The organism is Streptomyces sp. NPDC001153 (assembly GCF_053598315.1).
Genome location: NZ_JBSFJZ010000002.1, coordinates 56,946 through 83,529, shown reverse-complemented (window position 1 = coordinate 83,529; position 26,584 = coordinate 56,946). Strand labels below are relative to the sequence as shown.

General features: G+C 72.1%; 25 protein-coding genes and 1 pseudogene. 13 read left to right on the top strand and 13 right to left on the bottom strand.

Going from position 1 to position 26,584, the window contains the following annotated elements; all coding sequences use genetic code 11:
* Nucleotides 1-131 precede the first annotated feature (131 nt).
* From ACWDEN_RS02380 to ACWDEN_RS02370, 3 genes are all read left to right on the top strand, one after another.
* The gene (locus ACWDEN_RS02380) at nt 132-917 is read left to right on the top strand and encodes a class I SAM-dependent methyltransferase (protein WP_450856786.1); all 786 of its coding nucleotides are present in this window, start codon (nt 132-134) and stop codon (nt 915-917) included.
* A 188-nt stretch (nt 918-1,105) separates the two neighbouring features.
* Complete coding sequence (locus ACWDEN_RS02375; protein WP_450857009.1) at nt 1,106-2,173, top strand: NlpC/P60 family protein; 1,068 nt, start codon at nt 1,106-1,108, stop codon at nt 2,171-2,173.
* Between the two features lie 280 nt (nt 2,174-2,453).
* Nucleotides 2,454-3,755 (top strand): PP2C family protein-serine/threonine phosphatase, encoded by a 1,302-nt coding sequence (locus ACWDEN_RS02370; protein WP_351601718.1) that lies wholly within the window; start codon nt 2,454-2,456, stop codon nt 3,753-3,755.
* Between the two features lie 118 nt (nt 3,756-3,873).
* Here ACWDEN_RS02370 and ACWDEN_RS02365 read toward each other — a convergent pair whose 3' ends face one another.
* The 3 genes from ACWDEN_RS02365 to ACWDEN_RS02355 all read right to left on the bottom strand — a co-directional run bounded on the left by ACWDEN_RS02365 (nt 3,874) and on the right by ACWDEN_RS02355 (nt 5,476).
* Nucleotides 3,874-4,212: a DUF2516 family protein gene (locus ACWDEN_RS02365; protein ID WP_450857007.1), complete on the bottom strand. Its 339-nt coding sequence runs from the start codon at nt 4,210-4,212 to the stop codon at nt 3,874-3,876.
* A 117-nt stretch (nt 4,213-4,329) separates the two neighbouring features.
* Complete coding sequence (locus ACWDEN_RS02360; protein ID WP_351601720.1) at nt 4,330-4,923, bottom strand: hypothetical protein; 594 nt, start codon at nt 4,921-4,923, stop codon at nt 4,330-4,332.
* A 76-nt stretch (nt 4,924-4,999) separates the two neighbouring features.
* Complete coding sequence (locus ACWDEN_RS02355) at nt 5,000-5,476, bottom strand: helix-turn-helix domain-containing protein (RefSeq protein ID WP_351601722.1); 477 nt, start codon at nt 5,474-5,476, stop codon at nt 5,000-5,002.
* A 440-nt stretch (nt 5,477-5,916) separates the two neighbouring features.
* Between ACWDEN_RS02355 and ACWDEN_RS02350 the strand changes: the two genes are divergently transcribed.
* From ACWDEN_RS02350 to ACWDEN_RS02325, 6 genes and pseudogenes are all read left to right on the top strand, one after another.
* Complete coding sequence (locus tag ACWDEN_RS02350; protein ID WP_351601725.1) at nt 5,917-6,882, top strand: cucumopine synthase-related protein; 966 nt, start codon at nt 5,917-5,919, stop codon at nt 6,880-6,882.
* Complete coding sequence (locus ACWDEN_RS02345) at nt 6,879-7,952, top strand: NAD(P)/FAD-dependent oxidoreductase (RefSeq protein ID WP_351601728.1); 1,074 nt, start codon at nt 6,879-6,881, stop codon at nt 7,950-7,952. Before ACWDEN_RS02350 ends, ACWDEN_RS02345 begins: the two co-directional genes overlap by 4 nt.
* Nucleotides 7,949-9,760: a carbamoyltransferase family protein gene (locus ACWDEN_RS02340; protein ID WP_450856782.1), complete on the top strand. Its 1,812-nt coding sequence runs from the start codon at nt 7,949-7,951 to the stop codon at nt 9,758-9,760. The genes ACWDEN_RS02345 and ACWDEN_RS02340 overlap by 4 nt, the downstream gene beginning before the upstream one ends.
* An 85-nt stretch (nt 9,761-9,845) precedes the next feature.
* Nucleotides 9,846-10,349 (top strand): nucleoside deaminase, encoded by a 504-nt coding sequence (locus ACWDEN_RS02335; protein ID WP_351601734.1) that lies wholly within the window; start codon nt 9,846-9,848, stop codon nt 10,347-10,349.
* Between the two features lie 15 nt (nt 10,350-10,364).
* Complete coding sequence (locus tag ACWDEN_RS02330; protein ID WP_351601737.1) at nt 10,365-10,835, top strand: SRPBCC family protein; 471 nt, start codon at nt 10,365-10,367, stop codon at nt 10,833-10,835.
* Between the two features lie 3 nt (nt 10,836-10,838).
* Nucleotides 10,839-11,564: pseudogene (locus tag ACWDEN_RS02325) on the top strand (histidine phosphatase family protein); the annotation flags it as partial.
* Nucleotides 11,565-11,570: 6 nt separating this feature from the next.
* On the opposite strand, the gene ACWDEN_RS02320 reads toward ACWDEN_RS02325, so the two are convergent.
* Nucleotides 11,571-12,437, bottom strand: coding sequence for an RNA polymerase sigma-70 factor (locus ACWDEN_RS02320; RefSeq protein ID WP_450856779.1), 867 nt, complete (start codon nt 12,435-12,437; stop codon nt 11,571-11,573).
* On the bottom strand, nt 12,434-13,000 hold the full coding sequence (locus tag ACWDEN_RS02315) for a carboxymuconolactone decarboxylase family protein (RefSeq protein ID WP_450856777.1): 567 nt from the start codon (nt 12,998-13,000) through the stop codon (nt 12,434-12,436). The genes ACWDEN_RS02320 and ACWDEN_RS02315 overlap by 4 nt, the downstream gene beginning before the upstream one ends.
* A 149-nt stretch (nt 13,001-13,149) precedes the next feature.
* On the opposite strand from ACWDEN_RS02315, the gene ACWDEN_RS02310 reads away from it, so the two are divergent.
* Nucleotides 13,150-15,519, top strand: coding sequence for an ATP-binding cassette domain-containing protein (locus ACWDEN_RS02310; protein WP_450856775.1), 2,370 nt, complete (start codon nt 13,150-13,152; stop codon nt 15,517-15,519).
* 145 nt (nt 15,520-15,664) lie between these two features.
* Here ACWDEN_RS02310 and ACWDEN_RS02305 read toward each other — a convergent pair whose 3' ends face one another.
* The 3 genes from ACWDEN_RS02305 to ACWDEN_RS02295 are packed head-to-tail and all read right to left on the bottom strand — an operon-like array spanning nt 15,665 to nt 19,511.
* Complete coding sequence (locus ACWDEN_RS02305; RefSeq protein ID WP_450856773.1) at nt 15,665-17,695, bottom strand: HelD family protein; 2,031 nt, start codon at nt 17,693-17,695, stop codon at nt 15,665-15,667.
* Nucleotides 17,696-17,745: 50 nt separating this feature from the next.
* Nucleotides 17,746-18,384: a TetR family transcriptional regulator gene (locus ACWDEN_RS02300; protein WP_351601751.1), complete on the bottom strand. Its 639-nt coding sequence runs from the start codon at nt 18,382-18,384 to the stop codon at nt 17,746-17,748.
* A gap of 26 nt (nt 18,385-18,410) precedes the next feature.
* Nucleotides 18,411-19,511, bottom strand: a complete 1,101-nt coding sequence (locus ACWDEN_RS02295; RefSeq protein ID WP_450856771.1) for a phosphotransferase — start codon at nt 19,509-19,511, stop codon at nt 18,411-18,413.
* 193 nt (nt 19,512-19,704) lie between these two features.
* Here ACWDEN_RS02295 and ACWDEN_RS02290 point away from each other — a divergent pair, with 193 nt between their 5' ends.
* Nucleotides 19,705-20,565 (top strand): HAD family hydrolase, encoded by an 861-nt coding sequence (locus tag ACWDEN_RS02290; protein WP_450856769.1) that lies wholly within the window; start codon nt 19,705-19,707, stop codon nt 20,563-20,565.
* Nucleotides 20,566-20,867: 302 nt separating this feature from the next.
* Here the strand turns inward: ACWDEN_RS02290 and ACWDEN_RS02285 are convergent, their stop codons facing one another.
* Complete coding sequence (locus ACWDEN_RS02285) at nt 20,868-21,617, bottom strand: HAD family hydrolase (RefSeq protein WP_351601760.1); 750 nt, start codon at nt 21,615-21,617, stop codon at nt 20,868-20,870.
* On the bottom strand, nt 21,617-22,498 hold the full coding sequence (locus tag ACWDEN_RS02280) for a winged helix-turn-helix domain-containing protein (RefSeq protein ID WP_351601763.1): 882 nt from the start codon (nt 22,496-22,498) through the stop codon (nt 21,617-21,619). The genes ACWDEN_RS02285 and ACWDEN_RS02280 overlap by 1 nt, the downstream gene beginning before the upstream one ends.
* A 133-nt stretch (nt 22,499-22,631) precedes the next feature.
* Between ACWDEN_RS02280 and ACWDEN_RS02275 the strand changes: the two genes are divergently transcribed.
* A complete protein-coding gene (locus tag ACWDEN_RS02275) occupies nt 22,632-22,799 on the top strand; it encodes a hypothetical protein (RefSeq protein ID WP_228624419.1) in 168 nt (55 codons plus the stop codon).
* A 17-nt stretch (nt 22,800-22,816) separates the two neighbouring features.
* Here ACWDEN_RS02275 and ACWDEN_RS02270 read toward each other — a convergent pair whose 3' ends face one another.
* From ACWDEN_RS02270 to ACWDEN_RS02260, 3 genes are all read right to left on the bottom strand, one after another.
* Entirely contained in the window at nt 22,817-23,731 is a 915-nt protein-coding gene (locus ACWDEN_RS02270) for a GntR family transcriptional regulator (RefSeq protein WP_450856766.1), read from the bottom strand.
* A gap of 305 nt (nt 23,732-24,036) precedes the next feature.
* Nucleotides 24,037-25,275 (bottom strand): GNAT family N-acetyltransferase, encoded by a 1,239-nt coding sequence (locus tag ACWDEN_RS02265; RefSeq protein WP_450856764.1) that lies wholly within the window; start codon nt 25,273-25,275, stop codon nt 24,037-24,039.
* A 68-nt stretch (nt 25,276-25,343) separates the two neighbouring features.
* Nucleotides 25,344-25,964, bottom strand: a complete 621-nt coding sequence (locus tag ACWDEN_RS02260) for an RsiG family protein (RefSeq protein ID WP_351601773.1) — start codon at nt 25,962-25,964, stop codon at nt 25,344-25,346.
* A 170-nt stretch (nt 25,965-26,134) separates the two neighbouring features.
* Here ACWDEN_RS02260 and dtd point away from each other — a divergent pair, with 170 nt between their 5' ends.
* A complete protein-coding gene (gene dtd, locus ACWDEN_RS02255) occupies nt 26,135-26,560 on the top strand; it encodes a D-aminoacyl-tRNA deacylase (protein ID WP_450856762.1) in 426 nt (141 codons plus the stop codon).
* The last annotated feature ends 24 nt before the right edge of the window (nt 26,561-26,584 follow it).

Below are 26,584 nucleotides of genomic sequence, written 5' to 3'. Positions count from 1 at the left end.
GCCCGGCCCCGCCCGCGCCCGGCCCCGCCCGGGTCGGCGCCGCCCGGTGCCCGCTTACCCTCGTAGGCATGACAGCCCGCGCAGCCTCCCTCCCCCGCTCTCGGCTTCGCTCGAGCGGGGGGAGCCCCGTCGTGGGAACGGTGACGCGCGGGACGACCAATCCCAATCGGCTGCGCCGCATGGACCGCTGGATCGCGGCGACGCACGGTGCCGAGCTGCGGCGCGCCGGGGAGCCGCTGGCGATCGACCTCGGCTACGGCGCCGCCCCGTGGACGGCCGTCGAACTGCTCGGCCGGCTGCGGACGGCCGCTCCGCGCGCCCGGGTCGTCGGCATCGAGATCGAACCGGAGCGGGTCGCGGCCGCGCGGCCGTACGAGCGGGAGGGGCTGACCTTCCGGCACGGGGGTTTCGAGGTGCCCGTGCCGGAGCGGCCGATGCTCATCCGCGCCGCCAACGTGCTGCGCCAGTACGACGAGGCCGAGGTCGCCGCCGTCTGGGAGCGGCTGTGCGCGCGACTCGCCCCGGCCGGCGGCGGCTCGCGCGGCGGTCTGCTGGTCGAGGGCACGTGCGACGAGATCGGGCGGCGGCACGTGTGGGTGGCGCTCGGCCCGGAGGGGCCGCGGAGCGTCACCTTCGCCACGCGGCTGGGTTCCCTGGAGCGGCCCTCCGACCTCGCCGAACGGCTGCCGAAGGCACTGATCCACCGGAACGTCCCCGGCGAGCCGGTGCACGCGTTCCTGCGCGACTTCGACCGCGCCTGGGCCGCCGCCGCGCCCTACGCCTCCTACGGCGCCCGGCAGCGCTGGCTGCGCACGGTACGGGAGCTGAGGACCGACTGGCCGGTGACGGACTCCCCCGCCCGCTGGCGGCAGGGCGAAGTGACGGTGGCGTGGGAGGCGTTGGCGCCGCGCGGCTGAGTTCACCCGTTCGGGGAAGCCGGAACGGAACGATCTCCGCGCTTCGTTCGTCACACCGGCGGGGAGAGCGTCATAGCGGGGCGGACGCAGGGGGGAACACCTGCCTCTGTCGTTTTTCGTCGTGACATGGCACCATCCCCGGGGCACCGTAAGTTACTGACGGTAAATCAGCTTTGGGGGCATCTGTGATGGGCTGGGGCAAGCGCAGCATCCTCTCGGCCGCCGTGACCGTGGTCTGCGCGGTGACCGTGCTGGCGGCGCCCGGCACGGCCTTCGCCGACCCGGCGCCCACCCCGAGCACGTCCCCGACTCCCCCGCCGAGCAAGGACCTCGAGAAGGTCCGCGAGAAGCTCGACCAGCTGTACCACGCCGCGGCCGTCGCCACCGACGCCTACAACGCGGCCGAGGAGAAGACGAAGCAGCAGTCCGCCCAGATCGTCGCGCTGGCCAGGAAGATCGACCAGGGGCAGCAGAGGCTCGCGAGACTCCAGGACCAGGCGGGCGCCGCCGCCCGCGCCCAGTACCGCACCGGCGGCATCCCGCCCACCGCCCAGTTCCTGCTCAGCGACGACCCCGGACAGGTCCTGGACGGGGCCGGACTGCTGCTCCAGGGCCAGCGGGCGACGAAGTCGCTGATGAGCGAACTGACCAGCACCCAGCAGCAGTTGCAGGCCTACGCCGACGACGCGGCCGCGCAGTGGCAGAAGCTGGACGCCGAGAGCACGGCCAAGGCGACCGCCAAGAAGAAGATCCAGCAGCAGATCGCGGCCGCCGAGAAGCTGGAGTCCGAGCTGGAGAAGAAGGACCGGGAGCGGCTCGCCAGGCTGGAGGACCAGGCCGCGCTGAAGGCACAGACCAACTGGCTGGACACCGGCATCCTCAAGAAGATCCACGGCACGGCGTCCGCCCAGGGCGAGAAGGCGGTCGCGTTCGCCGCCGCCCAGCTCGGCAAGCCCTATGTGTGGGGCGCCGAGGGCCCGAAGTCCTACGACTGCTCCGGCCTGACCTCCCAGGCCTGGGCGGCGGCCGGCCACCCCATCCCGCGCACCTCGCAGGAGCAGTGGCAGCAGCTCAAGCACGTGGACATCCAGGACATGCGCCCCGGCGACCTCATCATCTACTTCGACGACGCCAGCCATGTCGCCATCTACGTCGGCGACGGCGCGATCATCCAGGCCCCGCGCCCCGGGCGGACGGTGACGGTCGCGGGCGCCGGCTCGATGCCGATCCTGGGGGTCGTACGCCCGGACGCGTGAGCCAGGTCATCTCCGGCCATGCCGGCGTGATGTGCGCCATGTGACCCACTCCACCATCAACCCCCGCCCAAACCCGGGCCGGACGTGAGCTTCGTCATTCCCGCTCGCCCGGCGGCCTGTCCAACTGCGCCATAGAACGCGGCATATGACGACGGCCTGCGCCTCAGCGACGCGGCTCACACCATTCCATCGGGGCGGGAGCACCCGCTATGGTCCCCGTCGGTGGCATCGAGACCCTCGGCGCCACCATGCCCTCGGGGGGAGGGAAGGAACCCAAGAGATGCCCGTACCCGTACCGCGGCAGAGAGCGATCCCGGCCGTGGAGAGCGGTCAGGCGCAGGCCGCCACCACAGGCGGCGGCCCCCTCAAGGAAGAGGCCCACCGCGACGCCGCGCCCACGACCGGCACCGGCGCCACTCTCACCCTGCTGCTGATCGAGGACGATCCGGCCGGTTCGCCGATCGTGCCCGACCTGCTGGACTCGGCCGGCAAGCCGATCCGTGTGCGTACCGCCCGCAACCTCACCGAGGCCGAGCGGCTGCTCACCGACGACGTCCACTGCATCCTGCTGGACCTGGCCCTGTCGGCGCCGGGCGGCAGCGACGCCGACGACGAGCTGGCCGTGCTCAAGCACGTGCTGAAGCTCGCGCCCCGGCATGCCGTGCTCGCGCTGACCGCCTCCGCCGACGCCGAGCGCGGTGCCGAGGCCGTGCGCGTCGGCGCGCAGGACTACCTCTTCCGGGACGAGCTGGACGGCCGGCTGCTGAGCCGTGCCATCCGGTACGCGGTGGAGCGGAAACGTTCCGACACGGCCGAGCGGCGGCTGGCCGAGGGCCGGCTGCGCGCGCAGGAGAACCGCCGGCTGGAGCGCGGGCTGCTGCCCACGCCCCTGCTGGAGGGCTCCTCGCTGCGCTTCGCCGCCCGCTACCGCCCCGGCCGCTCCCGCGCGCTGCTCGGCGGCGACTTCTACGACGCCGTCCGCACCCCGGACGGCACCGTGCACGCCATGATCGGCGACGTCTGCGGCCACGGCCCGGACGAGGCCGCGCTCGGCGTGGAGCTGCGCATCGCCTGGCGGGCACTGACGCTGGCCGGGCTGTGCGGGGACGAGCTGCTCGGCACCCTCCAGGAGGTGCTGGAGCACGAGCGGGCCGACGAGGAGATCTTCGCGACCCTGTGCACGGTGGACATCGCGCCCGACGGCCGCCGCGCGGGCCTGTGCCTGGCCGGCCATCCGGCCCCGCTGCTCGCCCGCCCCGGCCGGCAGGCCCGTCTGCTGCCGTACGACAACAACGGCCCCGCCCTCGGTCTGCTGCCCGGCGCCCGCTGGCCGCGGATGCAGGTGGAGCTGGGTTCCGAGTGGAGCCTGATGCTCTACACCGACGGCCTGATCGAAGGCCGGGTCGGCGAGGGCGGCGAGCGGCTGGGCCAGGACGGGATGGTCTCGATGATCCGCCGGCAGCTCTCCGAGGGGCTGCGCGGGGAGGAGCTGCTGCGGGCCGCGGTCAGTGAGGTGCGGCACCTCAACGGCGGGGAACTGACCGACGACGTGGCGGTTGTGCTGCTGGACCGGATGCCGTAGTCCGGGGTCTCACCGCCGGGGTTCTTCGCCGTCGCCGGGTGCGGGTGCGTTTGCGGCCGCTCGCGCCCACGCGGCGGAGCCGCAGGTCGATACGGCCCCCGCACTCCTTCGGGGCGGTTCAGCGGCCTCCGTTGTACGGCCCGTACGGACCGTCGCTGCTGCTCCCGCGTCCCCGGCGACGGAAGCCCTTCCCGCCCGAGACCTGCTGGAGCGCGGGCCGTACGTCCACGAAGAAGACGATCGAGGCGACCAGGCCCGCGAGCTGCAGGAACAGCATGGGCACGAACAGGTTCACGGCGACCGCGATGCCCAGGATGATCAGCCAGAAGCCCTTGTTCTGCTTGTCCGCGGCGCGGTACGCGTCCTCGCGGAAGATCGCCGCCATCACGAACGCCACGATGGCGAGCGCCAGCATGGCGGTGAAGATCAGCCACATCACTCCGCCGACTGCCGTCATCAGCACAATGCCCACCACCCGAGTCGAGTCCTCCGTAAAGCCACCGTACCCGTACAACGGGCCGGACACCCCCAAGGTGCCCGGCCCGCTGTCATCTCGTCGCGATCCCGCCGCCGGTCACTTGGCCGGCGGGGTCGTCTTCTTCGCGGGGGTGGACTTGCGGGGGGCCGGCGCCTTCTTCGCCACCGGCTTCTTCTCGGCGGGCTCGGCCGCGGCCCCGGCCGGCTTCGGCTCGTCCGCGGCCTCGGCCGGCTCGGGCTTGCCCTCGACGGCGATCGCGAAGTCCTCGATCTCCTCAGCGGCCTCGCCGCGCCAGCTCTTCACGGCCTGCTCGCCGTGCTCGGCGACCTTCTCGTAGGTCTCGCGGGCCTTGACGGCGTACTCGGCGGCGACGCCGACACCGCGCAGGGCGAGGTCCTGGGCCTGCTCGCCCAGCTTCTTCAGGTCGACGTCGAGGGTGCCGATGAACTCGTTGACCTTGGTCTGGAGGGTCTCCTGCGCCTCCTTGGCCCGGGCGGCGGCCTTCTCCTGCACGGCCTTGGGGTCGGTGTTGCGCACGGCCTCGATGCGGGCCGGCGCCTCGGCGCGCAGCTGCTCGACCAGGGCGGGCACCTTCTTGGCCTGCTGGAGGGCGAGGTCGGCGGTGCCGGCGGCGAAGTAGAGCGGAGTCGGGTCGCTGAGGGTCTTGCGCAGGTCGTCGGTGATGGCCATGGTGATCTGGTCCTCCCGGATTCGCGTTCGGCTGAGGTTGGTGTGGTCCGCGGTGGGAGCCGGCGCCCTGGTCCGGTTATCCGGCCGTCCGCCGCGGGCCTGCATCGGCATCGTGTCCGCCGGCCGTGCCGGTGCCGGGCACGGCGGTGCCGTCGGTGTCCGCTCCCTGTGCGCCGTCCTCGTCGTCGGCGGGCTCGCCGATCCCGAATCCGTTCTCCTTGCGGAAGGACTCGTAGATCTGGAGCAGCACCTGCTTCTGCCGCTCGTTGAGCGAGGGGTCGGCGAGGATGACCGCCCTGGTCTCCACGTCGTCCCGGTCCCGCTCGGCGTCGAGGATCCCGGCGCGGACGTACAGCGTCTCGGCGGAGATGCGCAGGGCCTTGGCGACCTGCTGGAGCACCTCCGCGCTGGGCTTGCGCAGCCCGCGCTCGATCTGGCTCAGGTAGGGATTGGACACGCCGGCGGCGTCGGCGAGCTGCCGCAGCGACAGCTGCGCGTTCCGCCGCTGCTCGCGCAGATACTCACCGAGATTGCCGACGTTCAGCGATGCCATGGCTCCACCATGCCTCACCTTCGCTAACAATTGCAAGCACCCGCTTGCAAAAGTGTGCCGGGTGGCTGGAGCGACTCGGGGCCCCTCGGAGTTTCCTGACGCAGCGTGAGCGACCGGCTCTCGTAGGAACCGACAAAGACCCGGCCGTAGCCTGCGGAGCCTTTCATATCTTCCATTCCTAGCTGACCGCACCGGGCTGCCTGTGTACTCCTCGTAACAAGTTGCGACGGAGCAAGGCGAGTTGCAGCGAACGGGGGATCGCTGCCGCGCGCCGCCTCCAGCCATGCCCTTCGACGGGCCGCTGGAGGCGAGGGCCCGGCATGGCACGCGGTGTTGCATCGCGGGCTGTACCGGCGTGAGGGCTGCCACCGACATGGACCACGGTCGGCCGACCACTGCGCTCGACCCCCTGACCTTTCGTCAAACGAGGGAGAAGAGCCTTGAGCAAGTCGTTGACCGGTCGTCGTATCGAGATCGCCTGGCCCGGCCTGGACATCACCGTCACCGCCGAACTCGACGACCGCAACACCGTGCTGGCCGACGCCCTGTGGGAGTCGCTGCCCTACCAGAGCCTTCAGGGGCACGCGCTGGTCGCCGGCCATCACCTCTATCACGCGGCGCCGATACCCTCGCTGCTGCACCTGCACGGTGCCACGCGCATCGACCGGCGCGAGGCCCCCGACGGCACCGTGTTCTGCTCCGCGCTCCAGCACCTGGGCATCAAGTACGGCACCCTGACCGAGCCGATGTACGCCTCCCCCGTGGGACAGATCCGCGAGGCGGACCTGCCCGCCCTGAACGAGGCCGGGCGCGCCGTGTGGGACGCGGTGTACTCCACGAAGAAGCCGATCCTGGCCGAGGTCCGCAGGGCGGGCGAGCCGGGCGGCCACCGCATCCCGCGGCTGGCGGCCACCGACGCGGACGCCAGGCGGCTGATCGCCGACCTCCACGCCGAGACGGAGCGGATCTGGCTCGCCGAACCCGCCGAGCTGGGCGACCTGCACCGGGGCCTGATCCCGTCCGGCGCCGGAACCCTGGAGACGGTTCTGCCCACGCTGCTGTTCGTCAACGGCGAGACCCGCCCGCTCGGCTACGCCTCCTACGGCGGCCTGGTCCGCGCCGTGCACACCGGCATGCCGACCGAGTCGCTGCGCCAGATGGCCCGGCTGCTGGTCGGTGTCCCGGCCGAGTTCCTCGGCTACTGCGGGCTGGAGAAGCTGTGGGCGTTCACGCAGCGCTTCCTCGACTGCCTCGACCGGCTCGACCGCGACGACTTCCACGCGGTGGCCCACCAGATGGCGCTCTACATCAACTGCCTGGGCGGATGGAACCTGCACCTGTTCCCCTGGGACACCGGCGACCACCTGCGGCAGCAGCGGCCCGCCACCACGGGTGGCCGGCCGTGAGCGGGCTGCCACCGCGCACCGACGTCGTCGTGATCGGCGGGGGAGTCGTCGGCACGTCGATCGCATGCCATCTCGCGGAGGCCGGCGTCGGCACCGTCCTGCTGGAGCGCGGCACGCTCGGCTCCGGGGCGTCGGCGGCGACGGCGGGCGTGCTGCGCACCTACTTCCCCGGCGACCCGCACACCGGCGGCCTGGCCGTGCGCAGCATGGCCGCGTACCGGACGTTCGCCGAGCGGACCGGAACGCCCCTCGGTCTGGAGCGTGTCGGCTTCCTGGTCCTGTTCACGGAAGAGGAGCAGGTGGAGGAGTTCCACCGCACCCGGCCCGCGCAGCGTGCGGCGGGGGTGGAGGTCGAGCTGATCGGCCCGGCCGAGGCGGTGCGGCACAACCCGCTGCTCTGCGAGCGGAGCATCCTCGCCGCCGCGTGGTCGCCGCAGGCGTACGCCTGCGATCCGGCCGCGATCGTGCGGGGCTACGCCGCCGCCGCGCAGGAGGCCGGTGCCGTGCTGTGCACGGAGGCCCCGGTGACCGGGATCGAGCCCGCCGGGCGGGTGCACACCCCCCTGGGCAGCATCGCCGCCGACACGATCGTGTGCGCGGCCGGGCCGTGGGCGGGGCAGGTCGCCGCCATGGCCGACGTGCACCTGCCCGTCACCTCGTACCCGATCGAGCTGCTGCTGACCGACCCGCCCGCCCCGCATCCGGGCACGCTGCCGATGACCCTGCACGCCGCGTCGGGCCTGCGGATCAGGTCCTGGAAGGACCGCATCCTGATCGGCATGGGCCGCCCCCGCCCGGACGAGTCGCGCCGGGCGTGGCTGAAGCGGCTGTCGCAGCAGCTCGGCACCACCTACCCGGCGCTCGACGGCATCCGTGTGCACCGGGGGTGGAGCGGACCGTTCGACGGCAGCCCGGACGGCGCGGCGATCATCGGCCGGCATCCCGCCCGCCCCTTCGTGTACGCGGCGGGGTTCTCCGGCCAGGGCCTGTGCCAGGCGCCCGCGGCAGGAGAGACCGTCCGTGATCTCGTGACCGGCAAGCAGCCCCGGACAGAAGGGAACCGACCGTGATTGTTCTGGGGTGCAACGGTTTCAGCGGCGTCTCCCGGATCTTCGCCGAGCGCTTCGGTGCGGTCGGCACCGAACGGCACTACCTCCTCGGCCACGACGCGGGCGCGGCGCTCCTCGTCGACGGCGAACTGGTCGCGGCCGTGGAGGAGGAACGCCTGAACCGGGAGAAGAAGACCACCGACTTCCCCTCGGCCGCCATCGAGTGGTGTCTCGCCGAGGCGGGGGTGAAGCTCGCCGACGTCGACCTGATCGCCGTCCCGTGGGACTTCTCCACCGGCGTCTTCGACGGGATGCTGTCCGACATCACGGCCGCGCCGGTGCCGCCCGCGGCGAAGCTCGACCTCATCGGCGCAATCGGCGCCCTGTACACCGGGGCCGTCAGCCATGACGCGATCCTCGCCGACTTCGCGGCGCGCACCGGGTTCACACCCGACCCGGACAAGGTGGTGTTCGTACCGCACCACCTCGCCCACGCGACGACCGGCTACTACCTGGCCGGCATGCCCGACGCGGCGTTCCTGATCAGCGACGGCCGCGCCGAACGGTACTCCTCGCTGACCGGTGAGATCCGGGACGGCCGGATCACGGTGTTCGAGGAGTCGGTCATCGGCGCGGAGCACTCGATCGGCCTGCTGTTCGCGGCGATCACCCGCTTCCTGGGGTTCGTACCGAACAACGACGAGTACAAGGTCATGGGACTGGCCGGATTCGCCGCCCCGCCCACACCGAACCCGTTCCTCGAGCACCTCGTCGCACTCCACGACGACGGCCGCTACACCTTCCGCCGGCCGCTGGCCACGGACGACCCGCGCGGCCTGGACGCCCTGTTCGAGCAGCACTTCGGGCCCGTCCGGGACACCGTCGAGTACAAGGCCCGGGTGGCCGCCGCGGCGCAGCAGATGCTGGCCGTGGTCACCGGACACCAGCTGCGCGCGCTCGAAGCGAGGACCGACTGCGACCGTCTGCTGTTCGAGGGCGGGGTGGCGCTGAACTGCCTGAACAACACGCCGTTGTTCGAGAGCTCACGGTTCACCGACATGCACGTCAGCTTCGGCGCCAGCGACACGGGCATCGCCATCGGCGCCGCGGCGCACGCCTGGCTCGAGCGGTCCGGCAGCACCGGCCGCAGCGGCAGGCGGGCCGCGCCGGCGGTGACGCCGTACCTCGGACCGGCATACGACGAGACAGCGATCGAGGAGGCCCTGCGCGAGGCCGGCGACCGGATCACCTGGCGCCGGCTCGAGGACGACGAAGTGGTCGAGCAGGTCGCGCAGTTGCTCACGGGGAAGGTCGTCATCGGCTGGTTCGAGGGGCGGCTCGAGCACGGCCCGCGCGCACTCGGACACCGCAGCCTCCTCGCCAACCCCGGCTTCCCCGACATCAAGGACGTCATCAACACCCGGGTCAAGCACCGCGAGCCGTTCCGCCCGTTCGCACCGCTCGTCCTCGAAGCGGACGCGTCCCTGGTCTTCGAGATGGGCCGCAAGACCAGCTCGCCCCACATGACGTTCGTCTTCCCCGTACGACCCGAGTACCGGGACGTCATCCCCGGGGCCACCCACGTCGACGGCACCTCCCGGGTGCAGACCGTCACCGACTCCGCCACCCCCCGGCTCGCCGCGCTGCTGCGCCGCTTCACCGCCCTGACCGGGGTCCCGTGCCTGATCAACACCTCGTTCAACGTCGCGGGCGAACCGATCGTGTGCAGCCCCGCCGACGCCGTCAACTGCTTCCTGTCCACCGAGATCGACCACATGATGCTCGGCAACCACCTCGTCGGCAAGACGGAGGTCACAGCCGTCGCCTGACCCCACAGGCCGACCCCTGCCGGGGGCGGCCGCACCCGCCCCCGGCCCGCCACACCCACACCCACCCTCCCCAGAAGGAGCAGTCATGACCGCGTACACCCAAGAGACCGGCGTCCAGGAGCTCGAGAAGGCCTGGCTGGCAGAGGCGATCCAGCTGGCCACCACCAGCGTGGCCAACGGCGGCGGCCCGTTCGGCGCGCTGATCGCCAAGGACGGCGAGATCATCGCGACCGGCAACAACCGGGTCACCTCGACCCTGGACCCGGTCGCGCACGCCGAAGTCAGCGCCATACGCGCCGCCTGCCAGGAACTCGGCGTGTTCATGCTGCAGGGCTACACCCTCGTCACCTCGTGCGAGCCGTGCCCGATGTGTCTTTCCGCCGCGCTCTGGGCGCGCGTGGACCGGGTCGTGTTCGCCGCCGACCGGCACGACGCCGCGGTGGCCGGGTTCGACGACCGCAGGTTCTACGACCTGTTCGAGAAGAAGCCCGCCTCGATGTGGCCGATGGCCGTCGAACGGCTGGACCTGCCCAACCGGACCGCACCGTTCGACGCGTGGGTGGCCAAGGCCGACCGCGTCGACTACTGACAAGGAGCTCCCCAGGTGGAGATCAAGCGGAAACACAGCATGTACCACTCGACGGTTCTCGACGCCGACCCCGACCTCGTCTGGTCCGTCGTCCGCGACCCCATGCAGGTCGTGAGGATCGTGTCCGGGCCGGCGGTGAAGAACGTCGGCTGGGCCGAGGGCGGTTCGGCCGACCGGGTCCCGGCGCGCTACGACTTCACCCTCGTGTTCAACGAAGGACTCGTCCAGCAGGAGGTCGCCGGACGCAACGAGGTGGACCGCTCCTCCACCTACCGGGCCGTCGCCCCGACCATGGGCGTCGACAGCTACGCCGCCACCATCCGGGTCCGGCCGATCACCAACGAGCCGGGCCGCAGCTTCTTCGACTGGTCGCGGGAACTCGTGATCGCCGACGACGCCGAACCCGAGGTCGTCGAGGCGATCATCGCCATGATGGCGAAGCAGACCGACTCCGTTCGGGACCACTTCGCCGCACCGCAGAAGTAGCCGGCGGTGAACCGGGCGACGAACACGACCGAGGGGGCCGCAGCGGTGGCCCCCTCGGGCCGGCCCACCGGCACGGGCACACCGACCACGCTCCTGCTGCTGCGGCACGGCGAAACACCGCTGACGGCCCAGAAACGGATCTCCGGAAGCGGCGGCACGGACCTGGGCCTGTCGCAGGCCGGACGGCGACAGGCCCGCGCGGCGGCAGACCTGCTGGCCGCCCAGGGCGGCGTGCGGGCGGTCGTCACCTCGCCGCTGCGCCGCTGCCGGGAAACGGCCCGGACGGTCGCCGCCCGGCTCGGCCTGCACCCCCGCATCGACCCCGAGCTGCGGGAGGCGGACTTCGGCGCCTGGGAGGGGCTGACCTTCGCCCAGGTCCGCGAACGCCACCCCGACGACCTGGCCGCGTGGCTGGCGTCCCCCGGGGTCCCGCCCACCGGGGGCGGTGAACCGCTGGAGTCGGTCGCCGGGCGGGTGTCCGCGGCACGCGACCGGCTCCTGGCCCAGCACGCCGGGCAGACCGTGCTGGTCGTCTCGCACGTCGTCCCGCTGCGGACCCTCGTACGGCTGGCACTGGGCGCACCGCCCGAGTCGCTGTTCCGGATGGAACTGGCGGCGGCCTCGCTCTCGGCGGTGGCCTACCGGGCGGACGGCGCCGCGTCGGTGCAGCTGCTCAACGACACGCGGCACCTCACCACAGGCGATTCCCGTCCGGCTCACCCGGCCTGAGCCCGCTCACCGGGTGAGAGCGGCCGGCTCGTCCAGGCGGGTCAGCTTGTGCGGGTTGCGCACCACGTGGATCCGGGTGATCCGGCCGTCCTCCACCGTGAGGCTCACCGCGCTGGGCTCGCCGTCGAAGTCGACGCGGCCGGCCGGGGCGCCGTTGAGCCACACCGCCGTCGTCTCCAGCGTGTCCACCAGCCGGTGTGCGCGCGCGAGCACGTCCGCGACCACGGCGGCACCGTGGAACGGCGTCGTGGCGGCGGCCACCACCCCGCCCCCGTCGGTGACCATGACCACGTCCGGCGCCATGATCTCCAGCAGCTCCCCCAGCTGCCCGGTGCGCAGTGCGGCCAGGAAGCGGTCCACCACGGCCTGCTGCTCGGAGCGGCTCACCCTGACGCGCGGCCGCCGGGCCGCCACGTGCTCGCGGGCGCGCCGCGCGATCTGCCGTACCGTGGCCGCTGTCTTCCCGACCGCCTCGCCGATCTCCCCGTACGACAGCTCGAACACCTCGCGGAGCACGAACACCGCCCGCTCGGTGGGCCCGAGGGTTTCCAGGACCGTCAGCATCGCGATCGACACGCTCTCCGCGAGTTCGATGTCCTCGGCGACATCGGGGCTGGTCAGCAGCGGTTCCGGCAGCCACTCGCCGACGTACTCCTCGCGGCTGCGCGACAGGCTGCGCAGCCGGTTGAGCGCCTGCCGGGTGACGATCCGGACCACGTACGCCCGCGCGTCGCGCACGTCGGCCTGTTCGACGCCGGCCCACCGCAGCCAGGACTCCTGCAGCACGTCCTCGGCGTCGGCCGCCGAGCCGAGCATCTCGTAGGCGACCGTGAAGAGCAGGCCGCGGTGGGCGACGAAGGGATCCTCGGTCATGAGGCCGGCTTCTCCGCACGGGTGGCCAGGGGGATCTCACAGGCGTCCGAAAAGCCCTGGGACCTGACCCCGAGAGCCGTGTTGTTCCTGGTCGCGAAGTTGGCGAAGGCGATCGACGCGGTGATCTCGACCAGCGCCGCCACGCCGAGCCGGTCGAGCAGGCGCGCGGACAGTTCGTCGGTGACGGTGGGCGGCGTGGCCGACATCGCCTCGGCGTACTCCATCACGTCCCGCTCCAGCGGGGTGAAGACGTCCGACTCCCGCCAGCGCGGCACCTGGCTGGCCTTGGTCAGGTCCAGGTTCTTGTTCTGCACCTGGAAGTAGTTGATGTCGAGGCACCAGCTGCAGCCGACCAGTGCGGCGACGGCCATGTGCGCGAACGACTTCAGGTTCTCGTCGGCCACATCCCACGCGTTCACCCGGGCCCCCATCTCCTGGCCCGCCTCGGCGACCTCGGGGTTGTGCCAGGTGGCCTGGAGGGGTTCGGGCACGGTGCCGAACTGCTCGATCACGGCCTTGCTCAGCTCTGCGGGCAGTTCCGCCTTCGGTATGCGGAGCGTCATGGTGTCCTCCTCATGTGCTGACCGGTTCGCCATGAAGACACCGCCGGGCTCCCGGGTGTGACACCCGGCTCGTCGGGTCGTCGGGTCGTCGCGACTGTCGTCAGGATTGGAGAAGCGCCGGGCGGACCGGCCCCGCTACCGTGACCGGCATGGACGACGCCACCGCACCGCACGCAGCCGACAGCCACGACCTGATCCGTGTGCACGGCGCCCGGGAGAACAACCTCAAGGACGTCAGCGTGGAGCTGCCCAAGCGCCGGCTGACCGTGTTCACCGGCGTGTCGGGCTCCGGCAAGAGCTCGCTGGTGTTCGACACGATCGCCGCGGAGTCCCAGCGGCTGATCAACGAGACGTACAGCGCGTTCGTACAGGGCTTCATGCCGACGCTCGCGCGCCCCGAGGTCGACGTCCTCGACGGGATCACCACCGCGATCATCGTGGACCAGCAGCGGATGGGCGCCGACCCCCGCTCCACGGTCGGCACCGCCACCGACGCCAACGCCATGCTGCGCATCCTGTTCAGCCGGCTCGGCACGCCGCACATCGGCTCGCCCAAGGCGTACTCCTTCAACGTCGCCTCCATCAGCGGTGCCGGTGCGGTCACCGTGGAGCGCGGCGGGCAGCAGGTGAAGGAGCGGCGCAGCTTCAGCATCACCGGCGGCATGTGCCCGCGCTGCGAGGGCCGGGGCACGGTCACCGACCTCGACCTCACCCAGCTCTACGACGACTCCCTCTCCCTCAACGAGGGCGCGCTCACCATCCCCGGCTACAAGACGGGCGGCTGGAACTACCGCCTCTACACCGAGTCCGGCCTGTACGACCCGGACAAGCCGATCCGCGCCTTCACCAAGCGGGAGCTGCACGACTTCCTCCACCGCGAGCCGACCCGGATGAAGATCGCGGGCATCAACATGACCTACGAGGGTCTGATCCCGCGGATCCAGAAGTCGATGCTCGCCAAGGACAAGGAGGGCATGCAGCCGCACATCCGGGCGTTCGTGGACCGTGCGGTCACCTTCACCGTCTGCCCCGAGTGCGAGGGCACCCGGCTCACCGCGGCGGCCCGGTCCTCGAAGATCGACGGCGTCAGCATCGCCGACGCCTGCGCGATGCAGATCAGCGACCTGGCCGACTGGGTGCGGGGGCTGGCCGAGCCGACGGTGGCGCCGCTCCTGGCCTCCCTGCGGCACACCCTCGACTCGTTCGTGGAGATCGGCCTCGGCTATCTCTCGCTCGACCGGCCGGCGGGCACGCTGTCGGGCGGCGAGGCCCAGCGCGTGAAGATGATCCGCCACCTCGGCTCGTCGCTGACCGACGTGACGTACGTCTTCGACGAACCGACCATCGGCCTGCACCCGCACGACATCCAGCGGATGAACGAGCTGCTGCTGCGCCTGCGCGACAAGGGCAACACCGTGCTGGTCGTGGAGCACAAGCCGGAGGCGATCGCGATCGCCGACCATGTGGTCGACCTCGGTCCCGGCGCCGGTACGGCGGGCGGCACCGTCTGCTTCGAGGGCACGCTGGAGGGGCTGCGGGCCAGCGGCACCCTGACCGGCCGGCACCTGGACGACCGGGCGGCGGTCAAGGACACGGTGCGCAAGCCGGCAGGGGCCCTGGAGATCAGGGGCGCGACGACGCACAACCTGCAGCACGTGGACGTGGACATCCCGCTGGGCGTCCTCTGTGTCGTCACCGGGGTGGCCGGCTCCGGCAAGAGCTCGCTGGTGCACGGGTCGATGCCGGCCGGCGCGGACGTCGTGTCCATCGACCAGACTCCGATCCGCGGTTCGCGGCGCAGCAACCCGGCGACGTACACCGGGCTGCTGGAGCCGATCCGCAAGGCGTTCGCCAAGGCCAACGGCGTCAAGCCGGCGCTGTTCAGCGCCAACTCCGAGGGCGCCTGTCCCACCTGCAACGGCGCCGGTGTCATCTACACCGACCTGGCGATGATGGCGGGTGTCGCCACGACGTGCGAGGAGTGCGAGGGCAAACGGTTCCAGGCCTCCGTCCTGGAGTACACCTTCGGCGGGCGGGACATCGCGGAGGTGCTGGCGATGTCGGTGACCGAGGCGGAGGAGTTCTTCGCCGCGGGCGAGGCGCACATCCCGGCGGCCCACAGGATCCTCGACCGCATGTCCGACGTCGGCCTCGGCTACCTCACCCTGGGCCAGCCGCTCACCACCCTCTCCGGCGGCGAGCGCCAGCGCCTGAAGCTGGCCACGCACATGGCCGACAAGGGCGGCGTCTACGTCCTCGACGAGCCGACGACAGGCCTCCACCTGGCCGACGTGGAACAGCTCCTCGCCCTGCTGGACCGCCTGGTCGACTCCGGCAAGTCGGTCATCGTGGTCGAACACCACCAGGCGGTCATGGCCCACGCCGACTGGATCATCGACCTCGGCCCCGGCGCCGGCCACGACGGCGGCCGCGTCGTCTTCGAGGGCACCCCGGCGGACCTGGTCGCGGCGCGCTCGACCCTGACCGGCGAGCACCTGGCCGAGTACGTGGGGGCGTGAGGGGGAAGCGCCGTTGAGCCGAGGATCGTCTCCCGGGTGCCGGTGCGTGGTGGGCTGGTCGCGCAGTTCCCCGCGCCCCTGGGAAGTCGCAGCCGACGCGGCTTCGAGGCACCGGCAGCTCACCGTGCGTGCACGCTGTCCCCCGTCAGAAGGGGAGCGGGCGGGCGTGGACCACGTCCAGGCGGGAGACCGCCCGGGTCAGGACCACGTACAGGCGGTGCGCGCCGCGCTCCTCCGCCTCCGCCACCGCCGCCGGTTCCACCGCCACGACATGGTCGTACTCCAGGCCCTTGACCATGCTCGCGGGGACCAGGGTCAGGCGGGCGCCCAGCGCGTCCGGGCCGGCCGGGTCCAGGCCCGCCGCGGTGAGGGCCGATCGCACGGCGTCCAGGTCCGCGTCGGCCGCCACCACGCCCACCGAGCCCTCGTGGGCCAGCGCCTCGCGCACCGCGGTCACGGCCGTGCCCGGCACGTCGTCGGTCGGGCGCATCCTCAACTCGCCGTCCGCGCGCAGGGAGTGGGCCGGGGGTACCGACACGCCCAGGCGGGGCAGCAGGCGGTTGGCCAGGTCCACGACGGCCGCGGGCACCCGGAAGCCGGTGGTCAGCGGGACCACGGCCGCGTCCGGCCGGCCGAGGTGGCGCAGCTGGACGGACCAGTCGCGGGCGGCCCACACGGTGGTGCCCTGGGCGAGGTCGCCGAGGACGGTCAGTGAGCCGAAGGCGGCGCGGCGGGCGATGGCCCGGCACTCCATGGGCGAGAGGTCCTGTGCCTCGTCGACGACGATGTGGCCGTACCCCTCCGGGTGCTCGATCAGGCCGGAGAGCTCGTCCAGCAGGACCAGGTCGGCGGCCGACCAGCGGGCCGACTTGTACGAGCGGGGCGGGCGGGACCACAGGAGCGCCGCCTGCTCGTCCGGGTCCAGCAGGCCGTCGGCCGACCGGGCCAACTCCCTTGGGTCGGTGAGGAGTCGGGCCAGCACCTCCTCGGGGCGGACCTTGGGCCAGACGAGGTCGAGGTGCTCGGTGAGCGGGCCGGCCCGTTCGATGCGGCGCACCCAGGAGGCGGGCAGCACCCCGGAGCGCCGTTCGGCCCGCTCGCGCAGCCGCTGTACGACCCGGGTGCGCACCCGCTCGCGGCCGATGGCGTACGGCGGCTCCTCGGTGCGCACCACCTCGAGGATGGCGGCCAGTTCCCCGGCGGGCACCCGCCACCGGCTGGAGCCGTCCTTCACGGCGAGGTCGGTCACGCCGTCGCTGGTGACCCTGCCGTACAGCGCCCGGCGCAGCACCTCGGCCATGCGGGCGTCGTGCTTGAGCGCCGCCGTGTCCGCGGGGTCGGTGCCGGTGACCGGGTGCCGGGCGATCTCCTCCAGGAGTGTCGACTGCCGTACGCCGGTCTCGCCGAGCGAGGGCAGCACCTCGGCGATGTAGTGCAGGAACGTGCGGTTGGGGCCGAGGATCAGCAGTCCGGCGCGCTGGAGCCGCTTGGGATGCGTGTACAGCAGGTACGCGGCGCGGTGCAGGCCGACGGCGGTCTTGCCGGTGCCGGGCGCGCCCTGCACGCACACCGAGTCGGCGAGGGCGGCGCGCACGAGGTCGTCCTGTTCGGGCTGGATGGTGGCGGCGATGTCCCGCATGGGTCCGACGCGGGGCCGCTCGATCTCGCGGGCGAGGATGTCGCCGGTCCGGGACTCGCCACGGCCCAGGTACTCGTCCTCCAGCCCGGTGAGGTCGGCGGACCCGCCCCGGCTGCCCGGCGCCCAGCCGAACCGGCGCCGTACCTCGACGCCGCGCGGGTCGCGGGCGCTCGCCTGGTAGAAGGCGCGGGAGACGGGGGCCCGCCAGTCGACGACGAGCGGTGGGGCGGCGGGGTTCTCGGTGATGCGCAGGCGCCCCAGGTGGTAGCTCTGCCCGCCGTGCTCCGGGTCGCTGCCGGTGAAGTCCAGGCGGCCGAAGAAGAGGGGGCCGGGCGGCAGTTCGCGCAGCGCCTTGGCCTGGCTGCGCAACCGGTGGCCGAGGACCTCGGCGTCGGCTCCGGAGGCGGAGACGTCCTCGCCGGTGACGACCTGTTCGGCGGCGCCCTCGACCATCGCGGCGAGGGCGGTACGGCAGGTGTCGTGGTAGGCGCGCTCGGTGTGCAGGGCGTCCGTGAGGGCGGGGTCGAGTGACGTCATGCCGCCAGCATACCGCCATAACGTAACCGAGTTACATTTTTAACCCAGTCTCACGAATGCTTCCGGTCCCCGGTCACGGCCGTGCGCCGGAGCTCCGTCAGCCCCTCCCCCAGCCGCCGGAACGCCCGCTCGGCCGCCCGTGCGGCGTCCGGTGCCACCACCGCGATGGGCTCCCCCGCCGCGACCCGCCGCCAGTTCTCCTGGGCGAGGATGCGCTGTACGGCGATGATCTGCCCGGCGGCCAGCCGCGCGTCCAGCCCGCCGCCGAGCGCCTCGGCGAGCGCCGCCTCCGACCGCTCCAGATGGGAGTGCGCCCGCGCCACCAGGGCCGGGGTGCCGTAGAGCAGGGTGTGGAAGGCGAGCACCTGGGGGTGGTCGTTCAGCCCGGTGACCGGATCGCGCCGCTCAAGACCGGCGAGGAAGTGCCGGCGCAGGGCGTCCACCGGGTCGGCCGCCCCGGCCACGACCCGCGCGGCCTCCGTCTCGTGGTCCGCGATCCGGTGCAGGACCAGGTCCTCCTTCGCCGGGAAGTACCGGAAGAGCGTCGGCTTGGAGATCCCGGCCGCCGCCGCGACCTCGGCCACGGACACCGCGTCGAAGCCCCGCTCCAGGAACAGCCGCACGGCGACGTCCGACACGTCCTGGTACATCTTCTGCTTCTTGCGCTCACGCAGGCCCATCTCACCCATGGGGCGAGGGTACGCAGCATTTCCGGTCAGAGGACGGCTTCCGGGCGGGTGCCGTGCTCGCGGCACCAGCGCATCAGCGCCGCCGCGATCCGGTGCGGACCCGGTACCGGGTCGAGGCCCAGCGGTACGGCGGCCAGGGCGAGGACGCGGCGCAGCTTCAGCGCCGCGGAAGCCATCCGCCGCCACCCGACGTCCGGTGCGGCACCCAGCATCAGGGCGCAGCGGATGACATCGGTGATGACGGACTGGGCCCGCTTGTAGCCGAGCAGCAGCGGCAGATCGTCGTGCCAGCCGTTCCCGCTGCCGTGACGCACCTCCTCCACGGTGGTGTGCCACAGCTCGGCCACCCTGCGCGCCTGCCCTGCCGGGTAGCGCATCAGATGGAGATGGGTCGCCAGCTCGTAGAGCGGATCACCGACCATGGCGAGTTCCCAGTCGATGGTCCACAGGCGTTGTTCGGCGTCCACGATGAAGTTCTCGCGGTGCAGGTCGGCGTGGAGCAGGCAGAACGGCCGCCGGGTGAGGCCGGAGACGTGCTTGCGCAGGTGGGCGAAGGCGTCGTCGGCCACACCCAGCTCGCCGAACAGCCCCTCGAACCGGTCGAGGTTGTGCCGGTAGACCCGGTGCTCGGTGAAATGGACGAGCCGCTGGAGGAAGCCCTCGGTGTCGCCGTCGTCCGGGCGGTCCTCCGGATCGCACCGGCGCGCCGCCCGAAGACCCGTGGGCTCCACGGCGGCCAGCTGCCGGAAGAGCTCGACGATCTGACGGTGGTAGACGTCCGGAACGGGCATGCCGGAGGTGTGGAGGGAGCCGAGCGTGCGGCCCTCGATGAAACGCATCAGGCTGATGCCGCCGACCTCGGCGATCTCGGGAATGCCGCGGATCCGCCCCTGGAGATCCTGCAGCAGCTGCTCCTCCGAGACGAAGCAGCGCCGGTCGAACCACAGCAGATCGGGCCGCGGCTCCCGGCACTTCCACCGCCCCGGCTGCACCCGGCCCGCCTCACCGAGCAGCGGGAAGACATACGTCTCGTGGTGATACCCGTGGAGCGGGCCCTCGACCAGACTCTCGTCGCCGCTCACCTCGACCGCGTGCAGTCGAGCAACCGAAGCTGATTGGGGGGACATTGCCCGTTTCTCTCGCCTTGCCACCGCTGGAGGGTGCGGAAGTGGCAGCACGCTACTCCTTCCACGGGCGTGCATCGTGTCAGACGCCGTCGACTGATCGAACCGGGTCGCCCTGGACAGCTACCGGACGCACACTTGTGCCCCGCACGGCGCCCCGCGCCCGCGCTCCCGCATGACCTGCGGTGCTGGCAGCGTGGCCGCCCGCGCCGTGCTGCTCGACTTCGACGGACCGGTCACCGACCTGTTCGGCGACGAGTCCACCGCGCCCGTCGCACACGAGATCAAGGACGTCGTACGCGGGATCTGGGGCGGCCTGGACCGGGATGTCGAGGAGTGCGACGACTCCCACGGCATCCTCCGGCTTCTCGGAAACATGTCCGACCGGCCGGCCGCCCACCCCCGCGACCCTCGCGCGCCGGCCGAGGCCGAGGCCATCGTCACCCGGTACGAGTACGCCGCGGTCAAGGCGGCCGAGCCGACCCGGGGCGTCGTACGTCTCGTGGACGCGCTGGCCGGACTCGGGCTGCGACTGGTGATCGTCAGCAACAACTCCGCGGGACTGGTGCGGGAGTTCCTCGAGAACAACGGCCTGCGGTCGAGGTTCGAGGCCGTGGTGGGCCGGGATCCGCAGGAACTGCGGCACATGAAGCCCGACCCGTACTCGGTGCACCGCGCCCTGGAGATCCTGCGCCTGCCGGCGGCCGAGGCCCTGCTCATCGGCGACCAGCTCACCGACCTGCAGACCGCCCGGGCCGCGGGCACCGCCTTCCTCGGCCACACCCCGTCGGCGGAACGCGCCCGGCAGATGAGAAGCCGGGGCGCGGACGCGGTCGTGCACACGCACGCCCCGGTCATCGAGGCCGCGAGGTCCCTGGCGGCCGCCGGGGTCAACCAGCCGCCGGACAACTGGGCGCCGGGCTCAACTGGGCGTCTGCGCCGCGCCGTTGGTGTGCGGGTGCGGCCCAGCGGGCATCACCCTCCCGCACCGACGGCGCGCACGGGGGGTACGTGTGGCATCTCGCACTGCGGGCGACAACGGCCCGAGCCGGCTTGAGCGGGCCCAGGGTCAGCCCGCGCCGGGACCGGCTCGCCCGGGGCACCGACGACTGGATGCGCTGGTTTCTCGCCACCCGCGTGCCCCTGCCCTGCCGGGACTCGGTCCAGCCCTCGCCGAGCAGCACCCGCAGGGCCCGCTGCACGGTGTCCCGGGAGATCCCGAACGGTAGTTGCCGTCGGCCATCCGCGCCCGCAGCTCCTCCGCGACCCGGAGAAACGCGCGGCCGCCGGCCCGGTCCTCCCGCTCCCCCGTCACACGCGGTACGTACCTCCCGCGCGCCGGCGGCAGACTCCGGGCGGTCACCAGCCCCGCAGGGTCCGCAGCAGCGGCTCCAGCGACGCGACCACGCACCCGGCCCCGGCCTCCCGCAAGAGCTTGCCCTTGCGTTCGTTACGCGCGTAGCCGAGAAACGGCACGCCGGCGACGTTGGCGGCGGCGAGGTCGGAGGGCGAGTCGCCGATCATCAGGGCCGCCGAGGGGGCGGAGCCCATCGCGGCCAGGGCCCGGTTGAGGCAGTGCGGATCGGGCTTGAGGAGGTGCAGCTCGGTCGTGCGGCCGTAGATGTGAGGGGCGAAGCAGGCGGTGAGACCGCGGTCCCGCAGGTAGGCGCGGACCACTCTGGGGGAGTTGTTGGAGGTGATGGCCAGGCGGGCGCCCACCGCGGTCCAGGTGCGTATCAGCGGGTCGGCGTACGGGGTGGGATACGCGGAGCCGGCGGCGCGCAGCTCCTCCTGGGTGAGACGTTCCTCCAGCTCGGTCACGAGGTCGCTGCCGGGGTGCCGGAGGTCCACGGCACGCAGCACCTCGTGCGGGTCCAGCGAGTCGCGCTCGGAGTCGCTGAGCAGGTTGTGCAGCCCGCGCCCGGCCAGCCACTCCACCAGCTCGGCCGCCACCCGTTCCGCCGTGTGCCGCGCGAACAGACGGCAGATCGGTCCGTCGAAGTCCCACAGGACCACCCGGGCATTTTCGATCAGATCACGGAGCTTCTCGATCTCGTTCGCGCTCTGTTCGGTCTGCGTCGTCTCAGTCTGCGTCGCATCAGAAGTCACTAGGAGAGTGTCAGGTCCGTGGTGATGGTTTCCCAGAGGGCGTCGAACCACTTCTGCGATTGCTCCACGAACGCCGCGTCCCGCTGTCCGGCCCGCTGCTCGAAGGAGAACAGCAGGGACTCCGAGCCGAGGGTGTCCCACATCTGAAGCGTCCCGCTCTCGGTGGGCTCCTCCCGTCGCGCGATCATGTAGTGCGCGAACAGCGCCTCCACCCCGTTGAGCAGGTACAGCTTGACCGGAGGGGTGAACGGCAGCGCCCGGAAGGTGACATGCACGTCGATGTCGTGGGTGCTGCGCAGCGCCTGGAGGTTGTACTGCAGCACCTGGCCCTGGGCGTTGCGCATGGCCAGCCAGCGCTGGTGGACGGCGTCGTCCTCCTCGCTGCCGGCGTCGACCGAGACCGGGAAGGCCAGGTTGATGTCGCGGGACGGCAGCAGGACGCGGGCGTCGATCCGCTCGGGGTGCAGCCGGCCCTCGTGCACCAGGCGCAGCGGCTCGCCGAGCGCGGGGATCAGGCTCTGCGCGGTCAGGCAGACGGCGTCGATGCGCACGTGCGGCGCCGAGAACGCCTCGGTCAGCCGGGGCGCGAGCGCCACCATGGTCGGCTGCGGCTCCCCCTGTGCGGGCGCCGGTTCGGCGACCCGCGGGGGGCTGCCCTTGCTCACGTCGGCGAGCAGCCCGTCCTCCTGGAGCACCCGCAGCGCCTGGCGTACGGCGCCCCGCTCGACGCCGAACTCCCCGGCCAGCTCGGCCTGGGTGGGCAGCCGCTCGCCGGGCTGCAGCTCGCCGGTGCGGATCCGCTCGCGCAGGGTGCCGGCGATCTCCTGGGGCGTGAGCCTCCTGCCGCCGTTCACTGCCACATGCTCCTGAGTCACGACCAAACGCTACAACTTTGATCCATCTTTGGGGAGTTACCCGGAAGTTGTTTATGAGCTGGGACCAAGTGGGGACAACTTAGGTGGAGTTGGTTGCCAACTTTTTCGAGTTGGCCAATCTTCGTTAGGGGGAACCGCCGTGCCTGCCCTCGCTTTCCTCATCGAGCAACTGGTCCAGTGGAAGTACGGCGTCGTCGGCGCCGTGGGCATGCTGCTGTTCACGGGCGGCATCGAGACCAGGAGCCACAAGGCCACCTCCGCCGGCGCCGTCCTGCTCGCCGTGCTCCTCGCGGGCCCGGCGCTGTGACCCGCCGGGGACCGGCCCTATGAATGCAGCAGCAGATCCGAACTGATCGTCTCCCAGAGCGCGTCGAACCACCGCCGCGACTGCTCCACGAACGCGGCGTCCCGCCGCCCGGCACGCCGCTCGAAGGCGAACAGCATCGAGCGCGTGCCGTCGGCGTCGTACAGCTCCAGGTGCTCGTGCTCGATCTCCCGCTCGCGGCGCTTCAGCGTGTAGTACGCGAACAGCGCCTCGGAGCCGTTGAGCAGGTACAGCTTGACCGGCGGGGTGAACGGCAGGGCACGGAAGGAGACCCGGACGTCGACGCCGTGCGTGGTGCGCAGGGCCAGCAGGTTCTGCCGCAGCACCATGCCCTGCGCGTTGCGCTGGGCCAGCCAGCGCCGGTGCAGCAGGCCGTGGTCGTCGGCGGCCACCGGGGTCGGGAAGGCGAGGTCGATGTCACGGCTGGGCAGCAGCACCCGCACGTCGATCTTGGCCGGTTCCAGCCGTCCCGCGTGGATCTGTCTGAGCGGCTCGCCGACGGCCAGCGTGAGCGAGACCGAGGTCAGGCAGAGCGCGTCGATCCGCACGTGGGGGGCGGCGAAGGCCTGCGCTATCCGGGGTGCGAGGCCGACCGTCGTGGGCTGCGGCGGCGCCCCCGGTCCGGCCGGCAGCCGGGCCGGCCCCGGCACCGCCGCCACGATGGCCGGGCTGCCCTTGGAAACGCCGGTGAGCAGGTGCTCCGACTGCAGGATGCGCAGGGCCTGGCGCACGGCGCCGCGTTCGACGCCGAACTCCACGGCCAGCTCCGCCTGCGTGGGCATGCGCTGGCCCGGCCGCAGCACACCGGTCCTGATCCGGCTGCGCAGTTCGTCGGCGATGTCGCGATGGGACGTGTGGGGCCGCTGTGGCCTCGTCCGTCCACTGGCGGAGGCGTGCTCCAGGTCCACGGACAAACACTACAACTTCCCGCCAAGTTGCGGCAGTTCGTCGACAGCTGGTTATGAGCCGCTTCCCAACGGAGATAAGTACAGTGAAGTTGGCTGCCAACTTGCATGACATGGTCAAGCTTCCCGGTGGTTGGCCGACCGGGCTCCCTTCCGGAGGGGAGCCGGGAGCCCGGACAGGGGACGGCCGACGAAAGCGCACAGTCACAACTGAACACGTCATCGCACAGCCACAACTGAACACCGTCAGCACAGCCACAACTGAACAGCTCGCTACGGATGCACAGTCGGTGTCGCCGAAGAGAGAGGAGACTTCAGAACATGTCCGGGCACCAGGGAAGCCCGGGCGAGCGGAACAGGGCGTCGGCCTTCCGGGCGGCGCCCTCTCGTTCTTCCTGGACCCGGCCGAGCGCCGCGAGCCGCAGCAGCGACTCACCACCGAGCCAGACCGAGGCCAGGTCGCCGATGTCCAGCGTCAGATCGGCGCTCCCGGTGCCCGTCGGCACACAGGACGCCCCCTCCGGCGAGGCCTCCAGCCGGAACCGTCCGCCGGCCGTCCCGGCGCCGTCCACGACGTGAAGGACGAGCACCCCCGACCCCTCGTACGTCCGCGCCTCCAGGGCCCGTACGACGTCCAGGATCCGCACCCACAGCCAGTCCCCGTGCCCGGTGACCCGGGCCGCGCGCGGGTCCGGGAGGTGGAGGGGAAGCAGGTCGTCGGGGCCGCGGAAGCCGGTCCTGACCTTCGTGATCCAGTCGATCGAGCACAGGTAGTGCCACAGGGCGCGCTCGGCGGCCGGCGTGGTGGCGATGAGCCCCCGCACGGTGGCGGTCTGGTCGGGCTGCTTGCCGTCCCACCTGTCGTCGCACGTGTACGTCACCAGGCCCTCGACCTCGCCGGAGGCCGCGCGGTAGACGGCGTGGAACGGCTCGGTCCAGTCGGCGTGGATGCGGACCACACCGGTGGCCACCTGCCACCACAGCTCGTCCCGGTCGATCGCGCCGGGCTGGGCGCGACGGAACCGCTCGAACAGCTCCGGACCCAGCTTGCGCACGTCCTCGCCGTCCACCAGATCGATCCGGCCGCCGTCTTTGGGGCCCGACCAGCGCGGGTCGAGGCCCGCACGGGGCACCTCGATCGTCCACTCGGTCGACCAGGTGGCCGGACCGAAGCCGTACCGCCCGTAGATCGGGTACTCGGCCGCGATCAGCGTGGCGACGACGTCACCGCGCTCCTTCGCCGCCGCCAGGTCCTGCGCCATCATGCGGCTGAGCAGCCCACGGCGGCGGTGGGTGGGGGACACAGTGACGCCGGAGATGGCGTCGGCGGGCACCAGGCCGCCGCCCACCGCGGTCAGCTCCTGAGGGAAGGAACGGAAGGTGGCCACCCACCGGTCGCCGTCGACGGCACCCCGCCAGCGCCCCGGCCGGAACAGCCGCCGCCGGGCGTCGAGTTGCTCGCGCGCCAGGACCGGTGGGCGGGTGAAGCCGGTGGCCAGCGCGCGCTGCCAGTCCTCGAAGTCGGCCTCGGTGACGATCCGGACGTCGCTCATGGGGCCACGGTAGGTGACCCACCCACCGGGCGTCCTCCCGTTTTCCCGCCGGAGCGGCTCGGAGCGGATCAGATCAGCAGGTCGTCCACCTGCGCCTCGCCCTCCCGGTACCGGCGGGCGATCTCCGCGCTGCAGTCGTCGGTCGTGCGCTGCAGGCGCTGACGGCGCTCGGAGACCTCCTGCTCGTAGCGGACCAGGCGCCCCATGGCCGTGGTCAGTTCGAGATCCGTTCGCGCCTGGAGGTCCGACAGCTCGACCTCGGCGAGCATCTCGGCGGCCAGCTGCCGGTACTCCTCGTTGTGCGGGGTGCCGAGCGTGACATGGCGGGCCGAGGAGCGGTGCCGGGCCGGGGCGTCCTTGAGGATCTCCGGGAGCCGGTCGACCACGGAGGCGTCCGCGGGCGCCGGCAGGGACGCGCGGCCGCGCCGGCACAGCTCCGCGCGCAGGATGTCGATCCGCCCCTGCAGCAACCGCCGCACATAGCTGAGGTCCGCCTCGTCGCGCTGGGCGTCGCGGCGCAGGGTGCGCAGTTCGGGCAGGCTCAGCCGGGCCAGTTCGGGCTCGGGCGGCTCGGCGGGCAGCGCGGTGCCCGCCGGGGCCGGTGGCGCCGGCGGGGTGTCGGCGCGCTGGGCCGGCGGCCGGTACGTCCCCTGTGTCCCCACCGGCCCGCTGATACTCGGTGTGCTCATGTGCTTCTGACCGTCCCCTCGACCGGCGTGTGGAAGCATCGTGCCACCCCAACTGGCCACTATGTGACCGAGTGCCCCCGAACGGCCCCAGATGGGCGTTAAGGGATCCATAAGGGATCTATGATGGGCGCTCTGTGTCCGCGTACCGGGCACCCGGCATGATGGTTCGCATGCGTGCGGTGGTGCAGAGGGTGGACGGCGCGAGCGTCGTCGTGGACGGAGAGACGGTCGGCTCGATCGAGGGCGAGGGGCTGTGCGTCCTGGTCGGGGTGACCCATGAGGACACCAAGGAGAAGGCGGCGCAGCTGGCCCGCAAGCTCTGGTCGATCCGCATGCTGCAGGACGAGAAGTCGTGCAGCGACATCGACGCCCCGCTGCTCGTCATCAGCCAGTTCACGCTGTACGGCGACGCCCGCAAGGGGCGCCGCCCGACCTGGAACGCGGCGGCGCCGGGCGATGTCGCCGAGCCGCTGGTCGACGAGGTGGTGGCCCAGCTGCGGGCGCTGGGCGCGACGGTGGCGACGGGGCGGTTCGGCGCGAGGATGCGGGTGTCCTTGACGAACGACGGCCCGTTCACGGTGCTGCTGGAGATCTAGGGCGCGGTCGGCGCACCCAGGAGA

What these genes read in the sequence shown, in the direction of transcription:
- ACWDEN_RS02365 (WP_450857007.1), bottom strand. Translation starts at nt 4,212, where the DNA reads ATGACGGCAGTCGGCGGAGTGATGTGGCTGATCTTCACCGCCATGCTG.
- ACWDEN_RS02260 (WP_351601773.1), bottom strand. Translation starts at nt 25,964, where the DNA reads ATGAGCACACCGAGTATCAGCGGGCCGGTGGGGACACAGGGGACGTAC.
- ACWDEN_RS02320 (WP_450856779.1), bottom strand. Translation starts at nt 12,437, where the DNA reads ATGACCGAGGATCCCTTCGTCGCCCACCGCGGCCTGCTCTTCACGGTC.
- ACWDEN_RS02370 (WP_351601718.1), top strand. Translation starts at nt 2,454, where the DNA reads ATGCCCGTACCCGTACCGCGGCAGAGAGCGATCCCGGCCGTGGAGAGC.
- ACWDEN_RS02310 (WP_450856775.1), top strand. Translation starts at nt 13,150, where the DNA reads ATGGACGACGCCACCGCACCGCACGCAGCCGACAGCCACGACCTGATC.
- ACWDEN_RS02375 (WP_450857009.1), top strand. Translation starts at nt 1,106, where the DNA reads ATGGGCTGGGGCAAGCGCAGCATCCTCTCGGCCGCCGTGACCGTGGTC.
- ACWDEN_RS02295 (WP_450856771.1), bottom strand. Translation starts at nt 19,511, where the DNA reads ATGTCCCCCCAATCAGCTTCGGTTGCTCGACTGCACGCGGTCGAGGTG.
- ACWDEN_RS02360 (WP_351601720.1), bottom strand. Translation starts at nt 4,923, where the DNA reads ATGGCCATCACCGACGACCTGCGCAAGACCCTCAGCGACCCGACTCCG.
- ACWDEN_RS02355 (WP_351601722.1), bottom strand. Translation starts at nt 5,476, where the DNA reads ATGGCATCGCTGAACGTCGGCAATCTCGGTGAGTATCTGCGCGAGCAG.
- ACWDEN_RS02305 (WP_450856773.1), bottom strand. Translation starts at nt 17,695, where the DNA reads ATGACGTCACTCGACCCCGCCCTCACGGACGCCCTGCACACCGAGCGC.
- ACWDEN_RS02265 (WP_450856764.1), bottom strand. Translation starts at nt 25,275, where the DNA reads ATGAGCGACGTCCGGATCGTCACCGAGGCCGACTTCGAGGACTGGCAG.
- ACWDEN_RS02335 (WP_351601734.1), top strand. Translation starts at nt 9,846, where the DNA reads ATGACCGCGTACACCCAAGAGACCGGCGTCCAGGAGCTCGAGAAGGCC.
- ACWDEN_RS02300 (WP_351601751.1), bottom strand. Translation starts at nt 18,384, where the DNA reads ATGGGTGAGATGGGCCTGCGTGAGCGCAAGAAGCAGAAGATGTACCAG.
- ACWDEN_RS02315 (WP_450856777.1), bottom strand. Translation starts at nt 13,000, where the DNA reads ATGACGCTCCGCATACCGAAGGCGGAACTGCCCGCAGAGCTGAGCAAG.
- dtd (WP_450856762.1), top strand. Translation starts at nt 26,135, where the DNA reads ATGCGTGCGGTGGTGCAGAGGGTGGACGGCGCGAGCGTCGTCGTGGAC.